The organism is Pseudomonas sp. TYF_14, assembly GCF_043105275.1.
GTDB classification, from domain to species: domain Bacteria; phylum Pseudomonadota; class Gammaproteobacteria; order Pseudomonadales; family Pseudomonadaceae; genus Aquipseudomonas; species Aquipseudomonas alloputida.
Map to the genome: position 1 here is coordinate 23,201 of NZ_JBICLK010000037.1, position 12,499 is coordinate 35,699.

General features: G+C 62.5%; 13 protein-coding genes. 5 read left to right on the forward strand and 8 right to left on the reverse strand.

Features of this window, described 5'->3' with window-relative positions; all coding sequences use genetic code 11:
- Nucleotides 1-4: 4 nt before the first annotated feature.
- The 3 genes from ACF8O8_RS12420 to ACF8O8_RS12430 are packed head-to-tail and all read left to right on the forward strand — an operon-like array spanning nucleotide 5 to nucleotide 2,591.
- Nucleotides 5-1,084, forward strand: a complete 1,080-nt coding sequence (locus ACF8O8_RS12420; protein WP_010951510.1) for a heme A synthase — start codon at nucleotides 5-7, stop codon at nucleotides 1,082-1,084.
- Nucleotides 1,069-1,962 (forward strand): heme o synthase, encoded by an 894-nt coding sequence (cyoE, locus tag ACF8O8_RS12425; protein WP_010951511.1) that lies wholly within the window; start codon nucleotides 1,069-1,071, stop codon nucleotides 1,960-1,962. The genes ACF8O8_RS12420 and cyoE overlap by 16 nt, the downstream gene beginning before the upstream one ends.
- Nucleotides 1,959-2,591, forward strand: a complete 633-nt coding sequence (locus ACF8O8_RS12430; protein WP_014861528.1) for an SCO family protein — start codon at nucleotides 1,959-1,961, stop codon at nucleotides 2,589-2,591. The genes cyoE and ACF8O8_RS12430 overlap by 4 nt, the downstream gene beginning before the upstream one ends.
- 93 nt (nucleotides 2,592-2,684) lie before the next feature.
- On the opposite strand, the gene ACF8O8_RS12435 is transcribed toward ACF8O8_RS12430, so the two are convergent.
- The 3 genes from ACF8O8_RS12435 to ACF8O8_RS12445 all read right to left on the reverse strand — a co-directional run bounded on the left by ACF8O8_RS12435 (nucleotide 2,685) and on the right by ACF8O8_RS12445 (nucleotide 5,198).
- Complete coding sequence (locus tag ACF8O8_RS12435) at nucleotides 2,685-3,455, reverse strand: MetQ/NlpA family ABC transporter substrate-binding protein (protein WP_010951512.1); 771 nt, start codon at nucleotides 3,453-3,455, stop codon at nucleotides 2,685-2,687.
- 64 nt (nucleotides 3,456-3,519) lie between these two features.
- A complete protein-coding gene (locus tag ACF8O8_RS12440; RefSeq protein ID WP_010951513.1) occupies nucleotides 3,520-4,191 on the reverse strand; it encodes a methionine ABC transporter permease in 672 nt (223 codons plus the stop codon).
- Nucleotides 4,191-5,198: a methionine ABC transporter ATP-binding protein gene (locus ACF8O8_RS12445; RefSeq protein ID WP_003253013.1), complete on the reverse strand. Its 1,008-nt coding sequence runs from the start codon at nucleotides 5,196-5,198 to the stop codon at nucleotides 4,191-4,193. Before ACF8O8_RS12445 ends, ACF8O8_RS12440 begins: the two co-directional genes overlap by 1 nt.
- Nucleotides 5,199-5,425: 227 nt before the next feature.
- On the opposite strand from ACF8O8_RS12445, the gene katE reads away from it, so the two are divergent.
- Complete coding sequence (katE, locus tag ACF8O8_RS12450; RefSeq protein ID WP_392509773.1) at nucleotides 5,426-7,561, forward strand: catalase HPII; 2,136 nt, start codon at nucleotides 5,426-5,428, stop codon at nucleotides 7,559-7,561.
- Between the two features lie 60 nt (nucleotides 7,562-7,621).
- Here katE and ACF8O8_RS12455 read toward each other — a convergent pair whose 3' ends face one another.
- The 4 genes from ACF8O8_RS12455 to zur all read right to left on the reverse strand — a co-directional run bounded on the left by ACF8O8_RS12455 (nucleotide 7,622) and on the right by zur (nucleotide 10,486).
- Complete coding sequence (locus ACF8O8_RS12455) at nucleotides 7,622-8,329, reverse strand: PA5502 family lipoprotein (protein ID WP_011953148.1); 708 nt, start codon at nucleotides 8,327-8,329, stop codon at nucleotides 7,622-7,624.
- A gap of 126 nt (nucleotides 8,330-8,455) precedes the next feature.
- On the reverse strand, nucleotides 8,456-9,238 hold the full coding sequence (znuB, locus tag ACF8O8_RS12460) for a zinc ABC transporter permease subunit ZnuB (RefSeq protein WP_392509774.1): 783 nt from the start codon (nucleotides 9,236-9,238) through the stop codon (nucleotides 8,456-8,458).
- The gene (gene znuC, locus ACF8O8_RS12465; RefSeq protein WP_003253004.1) at nucleotides 9,231-10,004 is read right to left on the reverse strand and encodes a zinc ABC transporter ATP-binding protein ZnuC; all 774 of its coding nucleotides are present in this window, start codon (nucleotides 10,002-10,004) and stop codon (nucleotides 9,231-9,233) included. Before znuC ends, znuB begins: the two co-directional genes overlap by 8 nt.
- The gene (zur, locus tag ACF8O8_RS12470; protein ID WP_003253002.1) at nucleotides 10,001-10,486 is read right to left on the reverse strand and encodes a zinc uptake transcriptional repressor Zur; all 486 of its coding nucleotides are present in this window, start codon (nucleotides 10,484-10,486) and stop codon (nucleotides 10,001-10,003) included. The genes znuC and zur overlap by 4 nt, the downstream gene beginning before the upstream one ends.
- Nucleotides 10,487-10,552: 66 nt before the next feature.
- Here zur and ACF8O8_RS12475 point away from each other — a divergent pair, with 66 nt between their 5' ends.
- Nucleotides 10,553-11,461, forward strand: a complete 909-nt coding sequence (locus tag ACF8O8_RS12475) for a zinc ABC transporter substrate-binding protein (RefSeq protein ID WP_010951519.1) — start codon at nucleotides 10,553-10,555, stop codon at nucleotides 11,459-11,461.
- Nucleotides 11,462-11,510: 49 nt separating this feature from the next.
- Here ACF8O8_RS12475 and ACF8O8_RS12480 read toward each other — a convergent pair whose 3' ends face one another.
- A complete protein-coding gene (locus tag ACF8O8_RS12480) occupies nucleotides 11,511-12,461 on the reverse strand; it encodes a homoserine kinase (protein ID WP_003252998.1) in 951 nt (316 codons plus the stop codon).
- Nucleotides 12,462-12,499 lie beyond the last annotated feature (38 nt).

The following is a 12,499-nucleotide window of genomic DNA, read 5'->3' on the forward strand; positions in this document are numbered from 1 at the left end:
TGCCATGGCCAGACCTGGATTTCGCCTTGCTGTGTTCGCCACCCTGCTGGCACTGCTGGTCGTCCTGCTCGGTGCCTATACCCGCCTGACCCACGCCGGCCTCGGTTGCCCCGACTGGCCCGGGTGTTATGGCTTTATCAGCGTGCCCAAGACTGACGTGCAGTTGGCCCATGCCGAGCTGCACTTTCCTGAGCACCCGGTGGAAGCTGCCAAGGGCTGGGCCGAGATGGTCCACCGCTACTTTGCCGGTAGCCTGGCCGTGGTGATCGCCCTGCTCGCTTTCCAGGCAATGCGCCGGCATGCACGCGATGGGCAGCCTTATCGCCTGCCGATGCTGCTACTGGGTGTGGTGCTGGCCCAGGCAGCCTTCGGTATGTGGACGGTCACCCTGAAACTATGGCCGCAGGTGGTCACGGCGCACTTGCTGGGTGGCTTTACCACGTTGAGCTTGCTGTTCCTGTTGTCTCTGCGTCTGTCCCGGGCCTTTGCGCCCTTGCCGAAACTGCCGCTGAGCCTGCGCCGGATCGCTGCGCTGGCGCTGCTGGTGGTAATCGGCCAGATCGCCCTGGGCGGTTGGGTCAGCGCCAACTACGCCGCCGTGGCCTGCATCGACCTGCCGACCTGCCATGGCCAGTGGTGGCCAGCTGCGGACTTCAGCAACGGCTTCCACCTGACCCAGCACGTCGGCCCCAATTACCTTGGCGGGCAGTTGGACAGTGATGCGCGTACGGCCATCCACATCAGCCACAGGCTGGGCGCGCTGCTGGTGACCTGCGTGCTGCTGATGCTCAGCTGGAAGCTGCACCGCTGTGGTCTCCCCGGCCTGTCGCGGCTGGTGCTGCTGGCGCTGGCCTTGCAAGTGGGCCTGGGCATCAGCAACGTGGTGTTCCACCTGCCGCTGGCGGTGGCTGTTGCGCACAATGCCGGCGGGGCGATGCTGCTGCTGAGCATGGTGCTGGTGAACTACCGCATTCGAGTGGTCGACAAGGTTCGAGTGGGTGTCGGCCATGGCTGGCGTCTGCGGCCGGTGGTCGGGGTGGGTATTTCCCATCATATGAGGAACGACTCGTGGCGACGCTTCTAAGCGTACGACGGGCCCGCTGGCGCGATTACCTTGAGCTGACCAAGCCCAAGGTGGTGGTGCTGATGCTGATCACCTCGCTGGCGGGCATGTTCCTGGCCACCCGGGCGGGCGTCAGCTGGAGCGTGCTGTTGTTCGGCAACCTGGGCATCGGCCTGTGCGCGGGTGGCGCGGCAGTGGTCAATCATGTGGTGGATCGGCGCATCGATGCGCTGATGGCACGCACCCACAAACGGCCTTTGGCCCAAGGCCGAGTCGAGCCTCTGCCGGCGCTGTTGTTCGCCTTGGCCCTGGCGCTGCTGGGCATGGTCCTGCTGCTGGTGTTCACCAACGCCCTCACCGCCTGGCTGACCCTGGCCTCATTACTCGGTTATGCGGTGCTCTACACCGGCTTTCTCAAGCGCGCCACGCCACAGAACATCGTCATCGGTGGTTTGGCCGGTGCCGCTCCGCCGTTGCTCGGCTGGGTGGCGGTAAGCGGCCATGTCAGCGCCGAACCCTTGCTGCTTGTGTTGATCATTTTCGCCTGGACCCCGCCGCATTTCTGGGCGCTGGCCATCCACCGCAAGGAGGAATACGCCAAGGCCGATATCCCGATGTTGCCGGTGACCCACGGCGAGCGCTACACCAAACTGCATATCCTGCTGTACACCCTGATCCTGCTGGCAGTGAGCCTGCTCCCGTATGCCATCCACATGAGTGGCCCGCTGTACCTGGTCTGTGCCCTAGCCTTGGGCCTGCGCTTCCTGCAATGGGCTTGGGTGTTGTACCGTAGCAGCCGGCCGCACGCGGCGATCGGCACCTTCAAGTACTCTATCGGCTACCTGTTCGCGCTGTTCATTGCGTTGCTTCTTGACCACTACCTGTTGCTGAACCTATGACCCGAACCCAGAAAACCGTCTTCATCCTCGTTGCCCTGGTCGCGTTGATCCTGGGCCTGACCGTCAACAAGGTGCTTAATGGTCGTGACCAGCCCAACCCTGCCGAGCTGATCGATGCGGGCATCATCCTGCTGCCGCAGAGCCGCGCCGTGGCCGATGTCACCATGACCAACCAGGACGGCCAGCCGGTGCAGATGGATGACCTCAAGGGCAAATGGTCGCTGCTGTTCTTTGGCTACACCTACTGCCCGGACATCTGCCCGACCACTCTGGCCCAGCTGCGTCAGGTGAAGAGCGAGCTGCCCAAGGATGCCGTCGACCGGCTGCAGGTGGTGTTGGTGAGCGTGGATCCTAACCGCGACACGCCGAACCAGCTGAAGCAGTATCTGGGCTATTTCGACAAGGAATTTGTCGGCGTGGCGGGGTCGATCGAGGATACCCAGAAGCTGGCCAATGCCTTGAGCATTCCGTTCATTCCGGCGGATACCAGCAAGCCGGGGTATACCGTGGATCACAGCGGTAACCTGGCGATTGTCGGCCCGGATGGGAGACAGCGTGGGTTCATTCGGGCGCCGTTCAACAACCAGAAGCTGGGGGCGCAGTTGCCGGGGCTGGTCAAGCGGGATTGAGTCAGCCCCAAAAGCTTCGCGGGTAAACCCGCTCCTACAACGATGTGTGTAGGGGCGGGTTTACCCGCGAAGAATAGAGCTTGATAGGTCGGATCAGAACGCCGGAACCACAGCGCCTTTGTACTTCTCGATGATGAACTGCTTCACCTCAGGCGAGTGCAGTGCAGCCGCCAGTTTCTTCATGTCGTCCGAGTCCTTGTTGTCCGGGCGGGCAACCAGGATGTTCACGTAGGGCGAGTCGCTGCCCTCGATGGCCAGCGCGTCTTTTTCCGGGTTCAGCTTGGCTTCCAGCGCGTAGTTGGTGTTGATCAGGGCGGCATCTACCTGGGTCAGCACACGCGGGATGGTGGCGGCTTCCAGCTCACGGAACTTCACGTTTTTCGGGTTTTCGGCAACATCCTTCACGGTCGACAGGATGTTCTTGTTGTCCTTGAGCTTGATCACGCCAGCCTTGTCCAGCAGCAGCAAGGCGCGGCCGCCGTTGGTGGCGTCGTTGGGAATGACCACGGTGGCGCCGGAGGACAGCTCGTCCAGTTTCTTGATCTTGGTCGAATACACGCCCAGTGGCTCGATGTGCACGCCGGCCACGCTCACCAGGCTGGTGCCCTTGGCCTTGTTGAATTCATCCAGGTAAGGCTGGTGCTGGAAGAAGTTGGCGTCCAGGCGCTTTTCCGCCACCTGCACGTTCGGTTGGATGTAGTCGGTGAATTCCTTGACCTTCAGCTCTACGCCTTCTTTCGCCAGCTGTGGTTTGACGAAGTTGAGGATCTCGGCGTGCGGCACCGGGGTGGCGGCGACGGTAAGGGTATCGGCCTGGGCCGAGAAGGCCGCGACAGCGGCAGCGACAGCAAGCAGCTTCTTCATTGATCACTCCTTGTGAGGGCCGCGACGGCCCCCGAACGGGTCGGCCAGGCCGACCCCATTGGGGTTATTTACGGGAAAAATGCACGACCAGTTTGTCGCCCACGCTCTGCAGGACTTGAACCAGTACCAGCAGCAGTACCACGGTCACTACCATCACATCGGTCTGGAAACGCTGGTAACCGAAGCGGATAGCCAGGTCACCAAGGCCCCCGGCACCCACCACACCGGCCATGGCAGTGTAAGAAACCAGGGTGATGGCGGTTACCGTTATGGCCGCGAAGATGCCCGGACGGGCCTCCGGCAGCAGCGCACTGGTGATGATCTGGCGGGTGGTGGCGCCCATCGACTGGGTGGCTTCGATGATGCCGCGGTCCACTTCACGCAAGGCGGTTTCAACCAGGCGCGCAAAGAACGGCGTGGCACCCACCACCAGCGGCGGGATGGCGCCTGCAACGCCCAGCGAGGTACCGGTGATCAGCACGGTGAACGGGATCATCACGATCAGCAAAATGATGAATGGCAGCGAGCGCAGGATGTTGACCACCAGCGACAGCAGCGCATAGACGCCCTTCTGTTCGAACATCTGCTTTGGCCCGCAGAGGAACAGCAGCACGCCCAGTGGCAGGCCCAGCAGCACGGTGAAGAACAGCGAGCCGAACAGCATGATCATGGTATCGACGGTGGCCAGCCAGATTTCGGCCCAGTCGACGTTGGCAAAGAAATTCAGGGCGTCCATCAACGCAGTACCTCCATATGTACGTCAGCTGCCTTGAAGCGGGCGAACGCCGCTTCCATGTCTCCGCCGATCAGGGCGAGAGTGAGCTGGCCATAGGGGACATCCTTGATGCGGTCGATACGCCCGGCGAGGATGCTGTAGTCCACACCGGTTTCGCGAGCCACGGTGCCCAGCAGCGGCGCGTAGGTGGCGTCGCCCTGGAAGGTCAGGCGTACGATGCGGCCTGGCACGTGGGCAAAGTCGTCGCGCTGCTCGCCTTCGTCGACCTGCTCGTCTTCCTGGACGAAGCGCTTGGTGGTGGGGTGCTGCGGGTGCAGAAACACCTCGGCCACCGAGCCTTGCTCGACGATCTGACCGGCGTCCATCACTGCCACGCGGTCGCAGACACGGCGGATCACGTCCATCTCGTGAGTGATCAGCACAATGGTCAGCTTCAGTTCACGGTTGATCTCGGCCAGCAGTTGCAGGACCGAGGCCGTGGTTTGCGGGTCGAGGGCACTGGTGGCCTCGTCGCATAGCAGGATCTTCGGGTTGGTGGACAGGGCGCGGGCGATGCCGACGCGCTGCTTCTGGCCGCCGGACAGCTGCGCCGGGTACTTTTTGGCGTGGTCCGACAGGCCAACGCGAGCCAGTAGCTCGGTGACGCGCTTGTCGATTTCGCTGCGCGACAGCTCACCGGCCAGGGCCAGTGGCAGGGCGACGTTGTCGGCGACGGTCTTGGAGGCCAGCAGGTTGAAGTGCTGGAAAATCATCCCGACCTGCTGGCGGAAGCCGCGCAACTGGCTGGCGTTGAACGCGGTGACGTCTTCGCCGTCGACGATGATCGTGCCGCCGGAAGGTTCTTCCAGGCGGTTGATCAGGCGCAGCATGGTGCTTTTGCCAGCGCCGGAATGGCCGATCAGGCCGAACACCTGGCCATCTTCGATGGTCAGGCTGGTCGGATTCAGTGCGGGGATTTCCCTACCGGCAACGCGGTAGGTTTTATGTACCTGTTGGAACTCGATCACGTAGCGAACCTTGTGGGGCGCATTGAAATTTGGGTCAGCGGTTAGCTGGGGTCGCGCATTTTAGCCTTTTCCCATAGCTGTTCTTAGCATTTATTTCGTCATGCACCAATCCATCGGGCATATCGCGACAACCGGTAATCCTGATTGAACGCTCGGCAACGCCCTCCAGTCACTACTTGGACAAGCCCTGAACGGGCACGCCTTAAGACTGATGAGGAGAGCCGATCATGCCCAGCAAGAAAACGGATGCGCCCAAGCACAGCGAGGCCGCCGGTACCCAGACCCCCGACAGGGCCAACACCAATGCCAAGCTGCAGAGCCTGGAGGCCGACCGCAGCGATGCGACCGGGCAGGCGCTGCGGACCAACCAAGGCGTGCGCATTGCTGACAACCAGAACTCCCTCAAGGCGGGTGATCGCGGACCTTCGCTGCTTGAAGACTTCATCATGCGCGAGAAAATCACCCACTTCGACCATGAGCGTATCCCCGAGCGCATCGTGCACGCCCGCGGTACCGGGGCACACGGGTTCTTCCAGAGCTATGGCAACCACGCCGAGCTGACCAAGGCCGGCTTCCTGCAAGATCCGGAAAAGATCACCCCGGTTTTTGTCCGCTTCTCGACGGTTCAGGGCCCACGCGGTTCTGGCGATACGGTGCGAGATGTGCGGGGCTTTGCCGTCAAGTTCTATACAGATGAAGGCAATTTCGACTTGGTCGGCAACAATATGCCGGTGTTTTTCATCCAGGATGCCATCAAGTTCCCCGATTTTGTCCACGCGGTGAAGCCAGAGCCACACAACGAGATACCGACCGGCGGTTCGGCTCATGACACCTTCTGGGATTTCGTCTCGCTGGTGCCGGAGTCGGCTCATATGGTCATGTGGGCCATGTCTGACCGCGCCATCCCGCGCAGCCTTCGAATGATGGAAGGCTTTGGCGTGCATACCTTCCGCCTGATCAATGCCAAGGGCGTGGCCAGCTTCGTCAAGTTTCATTGGAAACCACGCCAGGGCGTGCATTCCCTGCTGTGGGACGAAGCCCAGAAACTGGCGGGCAAGGACACCGACTTCCAGCGCCGTGACCTATGGGAAGCCATCGAAACCGGTGACTACCCGGAATGGGAACTGGGCGTGCAGATTGTGCCTGAGGCTGACGAACACAAATTCGACTTCGACCTGTTGGACCCGACCAAGATCATCCCGGAGGAACTGGTACCCGTCACGCCGCTGGGCAAGATGGTGCTCAACCGCAACCCGGACAATTTCTTTGCCGAGGTCGAACAGGTGGCGTTCTGCCCAGGCCATATCGTGCCAGGTATCGACTTTACCAACGACCCGCTGCTGCAGGGCCGGCTGTTCTCGTACACCGATACCCAGATCAGCCGCCTGGGTGGGCCGAACTTCCACCAGATCCCGATCAACCGGCCGGTAGCGCCGAACCACAACAACCAGCGTGATGCGTTGCACCAGCACGTCGTGCACAAGGGCCGGGCTTCCTACGAGCCCAACTCGATTGATGGCGGCTGGCCAAAGGAAACCCCGCCTGCGGCGCAAGACGGCGGCTTCGAGAGCTATCAGGAGCGTATCGATGCGCACAAGATTCGCCAGCGCAGTGAGTCGTTCGGCGATCACTTCTCGCAGGCCCGGCTGTTCTTCCAGAGCATGAGCCCGACCGAGCAACAGCACATCATCAAGGCTTACAGCTTCGAGTTGGGCAAAGTGGAGCGTGAACATATCCGCGCCCGGGAAGTGAATGAAATTCTCGCCAACATCGACCTGAAGCTGGCGGCGGCGGTTGCGGCCAACCTGGGCCTCCCTGCGCCGAAAGCGGGTACGGTGAAGGTGAAGGGTAGCCAGCTGGCGCAATCGCCTGCGTTGAGCCAGATGAACCACCCAGGTTCGGTGGGTATCAAGGGGCGCAAGATTGCTGTGCTGGTGGCAGATGGCGTGGACGCTGCCAGCGTGGACAAACTGGTCAAGGCCCTGGAAGCGCACAGTGCCCGGCCAATGCTGCTGGGGCCGACCTCGGCGCCGGTGAAGGCGGCGGATGGCAAACAACTGCCGGTAGCGGCGTCGATGGAGGGGATGCCTTCGATCATGTTCGACGGGATTGTCGTGCCTGCGGGCAAGGCCTCTACGGATGCGCTGGCGGCTAGCGGATTGGCCAAGCATTTCGTGCTGGAGGGTTACAAGCACCTGAAGGCGCTGGTGCTGACCAAGGAATTGGCGAAAGCGTTGGGGCTCAAGGAGGACAAGGGGCTGCTGCTCGGGGATGAGCAGAAGGCAGTGGATGCCTTTGTCAAAGCGGTTGAAGGCCACCGGGTGTGGGAGCGGGAGGCGGCAGCTGAAACTGTTCCTGCCTGATAAGGCCTTTTCGCGGGTAAACCCCCTCCTGATGTAGGAGCGGGTTTACCCGCGAAGCGTTTACTGCTGATGCGGGACCAGCACCACCTGTGCCGGCAGCGAGCGCTGGATCTGATGCTTCTGCTTCAGCTCAAACCCACTGTCAATCTTGCGCACGCGTTTTTCCAGCAAGGTCTTCAGCCAAGGTGCATCCTCGGTGCGCGGTACCTGGAATACCACTTCGCACTGGTAACTCACCACATCGGCGGCAATGTCGTCCAGTTGGCGGCGCAGCGCCCGGCTGTCAGTGGTCTTCAAGGCCACCACGGTACTGGGCGCTGTCGGGTCGATGATGCGTGCCTTGGGCTTGGCTTCGGCGGCTTTCAGCGCAGCTTCAGCCTTTTCCAGTTCGGCCTTGCGGGCCTGGGTCACGGCATCCCCGCCGGTCACCGCTGGCGCCTGCGGCATCAGTGCCCGGGCGCGGGCCAGGGCGGTAGCTGCCGCGTTTACATCGCCCTTCTGCAGAACGATCTGGCTACGTTGCAGGTAAGCTTCGGCCAGTTGGCGCTGGTATTGCTCCAGGCGTGCATCATCCGGCGACTGGGCCTGCAGTGCAGCAAGCTGGTCTTCGGCGGTAGCCAGCTCATTGCTGGCGATGTTCTGTTGCAACTGCTGCCAGGCATCTGCTTGAGCAGGTGCGGTGGCCTGTTCGACCGGCGCATTGGAACAGGCAGCCAGGATCAGGGAAAACGCGGCAACAAGCAGATAACGGGAGGCGAACGGCTTCATTCCTGCGACTCTCTATTTGCGCAAAAAGCGAGCAAGTCTACACCCAGGTGCGCACGCTCGAAAATAGGCCTTACAGACCCTTTACCGGGCAAAGGTTGCAAGGCGTGCCTGCACACGCCCTGCGTTTCAGCGTTTTGGCAGGGCCAGGCTCAGCAAGAATAGCACCGCGGCGCAGACCACGATCGAGGGCCCGGCGGGGGTGTCCTTGAACCAGGACATGGCCAGGCCGCCGCACACTGCGGTGATACCCAGCAGGCTGGCACCCAGGGCCATCTGCTCTGGTGAGCGGGCGTGACGCTGTGCCGCAGCCGCGGGAATGATCAGTAGCGAGGTGATCAGCAACACGCCAACAATTTTCATGGCAACCGCAATAACCACTGCGATCAGCAGCATCAGCGCCAAGCGCAGGCCGGCCACGGGCAGGCCTTCGACCATAGCCAGTTCTTCGTGCACGGTAACCGCCAGCAGCGGCCGCCACAGCACAGCGAGCAGCAGCAGGACCAGTGCACTGCCGCCGAGGATCCAGGCCAGGTCGGTGGTGCTGATGGCCAGCAGATCGCCGAACAGGTAAGCCATCAGGTCAATGCGCACATCGTGCATGAAGCTCAGCACCACCAGGCCCAGCGACAAGGTGCTGGGGGCCAGGATACCCAGGAGGGTGTCGGAGGCCAGCGGCTGGCGTTGCTGCAATGTCACCAGCAGAATCGCCAGCAACAGGCAGCCCACGGTTACCGCCAGCGCCGGGCTGACATCCAGGGCAAAGCCCAGGGCCACACCGAGCAGCGCGGCGTGAGACAGGGTGTCGCCAAAGTAGGCCATGCGCCGCCATACCACGAAGGAGCCCAGTGGGCCTGCAACCAGTGCCAGGGACAAGCCGGCAAGCAAGGCGTAGAGAAGAAAATCAGCCATGCTTGCAGTGCTCTCCGTGAACATGGGTGCCAGGGGCGACCACCGAGCCATGCAGGTCGTGGCTGTGGTCGTGATGGTGGTGGTAGATGGCCAGGCTCGGTGCGGTCTTGCCGAACAGCTCGACGAACGCCGGATCACCGCTGACTTGCTCAGGGTGACCTGAGCAGCACACGTGGCGGTTCAGGCACACCACCTGGTCGGTAGCGCTCATGACCAGGTGCAGGTCGTGGGACACCATCAGTACGCCGCAGCCGTGGCGGTCGCGCAGGCGGGTGATGAGGTTGTAAAGCTCGGTCTGGCCGACCACGTCCACACCTTGTACCGGTTCGTCGAGCACCAGCAACTGGGGTTCGCGCAGCAAGGCGCGGGCCAGCAGCACGCGTTGCATTTCGCCGCCGGAAATAGTCTGGATCGGGCTGTCGATGACTTGCTCGGCACCCACTTCCTGCAGCGCCGACAAGGCTGCCGCGCGGTCTACACCTGGCACCAGGCGCAGGAAGCGCAGCACCGACAGCGGCAGTGTGGCATCAACCTGAATTTTCTGCGGCATGTAGCCAATGCGCAGCTTGGGTTTGCGCCATACCTTGCCGCGATGTGGCTTGAGCAGGCCAAGTACGGCCCGCACCAAGGTCGTCTTACCCGCCCCGTTGGGGCCAATCAGGGTGACGATCTGGCCTGGGGCGACCGACAGGTCGATGCTGTCGAGCACCGCCTCACCGCCAAAGGTGACGCCGACCTGCTCCAGGCGAATCAGGGCGTCGCTCATGCCGCGCTCCGGCAGTTACCGCACAGGCCGACCACTTCCACGGTCTGGGTCTCGACCGTGAAACCCACGCCTTTGGCGCTGTTGATGATGGCCTCGCTGATGCTGCTCTGCTCGAGCTCGATGGCCACATGGCAGGCCCGACAGATCAGGAACTGGCCTTGGTGCACGTGCTCGGGGTGGCTGCAGCCGATGAAGGCGTTGAGCGATGCGATGCGATGTACCAGGCCGTTTTCCAGCAGGAAGTCCAGCGCACGGTACACCGTGGGCGGCGCGGCGCGGCGGCCGTCCTGCTCACTGAGCACAGCGAGGATGTCGTAGGCGCCCAGTGGCTTGTGGCTCTGCCACACCAGCTCCAGCACACGGCGGCGCAGGGCTGTCAGGCGCAGGCCCTGGCGGGTGCACAAGGCGTCGGCTTCAGCCAGTGCGCTGTGTACGCAATGGGAGTGGTCGTGAGGACGGTTGGCCAGCGGTGTGATGGACATGGGCAGCGACGGTTCTGGACAGAGACGTTATTATGTTACCTGTTTCTGAAGATTCGAGTATCCACCGTGTCCCGATTCCTGGCTCTGTTTGTCGCTTTCATCGCATTATCCGCGCAGGCCGACGTGCGTGTGCTCACCACTATCAAGCCCTTGCAGCAGATTGCCGCTGCCGTGCAGGAGGGTGTTGGCAGCCCTGACGTGCTGCTGCCGCCCGGCGCATCCCCCCACCACTATGCGCTGCGCCCCTCCGACGTGCGGCGGGTAGGCGATGCCGACCTGTTGTACTGGATCGGCCCGGACATGGAAAACTTCCTTGCGCGTGTGCTGGGAAGCCGTAGCAAGGCCACAGTGGCTGTGCAGTCGCTGCCGGGCATGAAGCTGCGCCACTTTGGCGAGGACAGCCATTCCCATGAGGAAGAAGACCATGACGATCATGACCACGATCACCGCCCAGGTAGCCTGGATGCGCATCTGTGGCTATCGTCGGTCAATGCGCGAGTGATCGCGGCAAAAATGGCAGCTGACCTGGCCCAGGTCGACCCGGCCAATGCGGCTCGCTATCAGAGCAACCTGAAGGCCTTCGATGAACGCCTGGATGCGTTGGATGGGCGTATCAAGGCGCGCGTGGCCGGTATTGCCGGCAAGCCGTACTTCGTCTTCCACGAAGCATTCGACTATTTTGAAGCTGAATATGGCTTGAAGCACGCGGGCGTGTTCAGCGTGGCATCCGAGGTGCAACCTGGGGCGCAGCATGTGGCGGCCATGCGCAAGCGTCTTCAGGAAGTGGGCAAGACCTGCGTGTTCAGCGAGCCGCCACTTCGGCCGCGATTGGCCGAGACCCTGACTGCCGGGTTGCCGGTACGCCTTGCCGAGCTGGATGCCTTGGGTGGCACCGATCCGGTGGATGGCAAAGGGTATGAGCGCTTGCTGGAGAAGCTGGGCGGTGACCTGGCAGGCTGCCTGGAGCAGTTGTAAGCCTGTGCCGGCCCCTTCGCGGGCACGCCCGCGAAGAAGCAGACGCGGTCTACAGCGCGAACGGCAGGTGCAATGCCACCTGCTGGCGCTGCGCCAGACGCACTTCGAACTCGCTCGGATCGTGGATCATCACATCCATCCCGGCGAACGACTCGGCCGCAATCAGGCGCGACAGCCAGAAACGCACGCAGCCTACCCGCAACATTTCCGGCCACAGCTCGGCTTCGGCTGCAGTGAACGGCCGTAGCGCCGCATAAGCTGCCAGCAGCGCCTGGGCGCGTGGTACATCCACCGCGCCCTGCTCATCCAGGCACCAGTCGTTCACGGTGATGGCGATGTCATACAGCATCGGCCCGGAGCAGGCATTGTAGAAGTCGATCACACCGGTCAGGTGGGTGCCTTCGAACATCACGTTGTCGCGGAACAGGTCGGCATGCAGGTTGGCCCGCGGCAAGGCCAGGATCTGCGCCTTGTGTGCGCTGATTTCGTCCAGCGCTGGCTGCAGCAATGCGGCTTGCTCCGCAGTCAGGCGTGGCAGTAGCTCGGCACCCGAGGCCAGCATCCAGTCCAGGCCGCGGTCGGTGCGGCGCTCGATGATGTGCTCGCGGGTGGCCAGGTGAATGTGTGCCAGTAGTTCGCCGACCTGGGCGCAGTGCTGGTTGTTGGGTGCCTTGATGTGTTTGCCCGACAGCCTGGGCTGCAGCAATGCCGGCTTGCCGCACAGCTCGCGCAGGCCGTTGCCGTCGCGATCACGAATGGCATAGGGCACCGGCATGTCGGCACCGTGCAGGGTATCGAGCAGCTCGATGAAGAACGGCATGTCCTCGCTGGGCCCACGCTCGATCAGCGTCAGGACGAACTCCCCCTGTTCGAGGCTGACGAAGAAATTGCTGTTCTCGGTACCGGCGGCAATGCCCTGGAAGTCGAGCAGACGGCCCAGCTCGTACGGCGCCAGAAAGGTTTCCAGCTCAGGCCGGGTCACGGGGGTGAAGACTGACATGATGAAAAATTGCCCATACGGGCACTTCCGCCGGGAAG

Coding starts and splice junctions, on each gene's coding strand:
- znuC (WP_003253004.1), bottom strand. CDS start 10,004: ATGAGCGACGCCCTGATTCGCCTGGAGCAGGTCGGCGTCACCTTTGGC.
- ACF8O8_RS12435 (WP_010951512.1), bottom strand. CDS start 3,455: ATGAAGAAGCTGCTTGCTGTCGCTGCCGCTGTCGCGGCCTTCTCGGCC.
- ACF8O8_RS12455 (WP_011953148.1), bottom strand. CDS start 8,329: ATGAAGCCGTTCGCCTCCCGTTATCTGCTTGTTGCCGCGTTTTCCCTG.
- ACF8O8_RS12430 (WP_014861528.1), top strand. CDS start 1,959: ATGACCCGAACCCAGAAAACCGTCTTCATCCTCGTTGCCCTGGTCGCG.
- ACF8O8_RS12440 (WP_010951513.1), bottom strand. CDS start 4,191: ATGGACGCCCTGAATTTCTTTGCCAACGTCGACTGGGCCGAAATCTGG.
- znuB (WP_392509774.1), bottom strand. CDS start 9,238: ATGGCTGATTTTCTTCTCTACGCCTTGCTTGCCGGCTTGTCCCTGGCA.
- katE (WP_392509773.1), top strand. CDS start 5,426: ATGCCCAGCAAGAAAACGGATGCGCCCAAGCACAGCGAGGCCGCCGGT.
- ACF8O8_RS12480 (WP_003252998.1), bottom strand. CDS start 12,461: ATGTCAGTCTTCACCCCCGTGACCCGGCCTGAGCTGGAAACCTTTCTG.
- ACF8O8_RS12420 (WP_010951510.1), top strand. CDS start 5: ATGGCCAGACCTGGATTTCGCCTTGCTGTGTTCGCCACCCTGCTGGCA.
- zur (WP_003253002.1), bottom strand. CDS start 10,486: ATGTCCATCACACCGCTGGCCAACCGTCCTCACGACCACTCCCATTGC.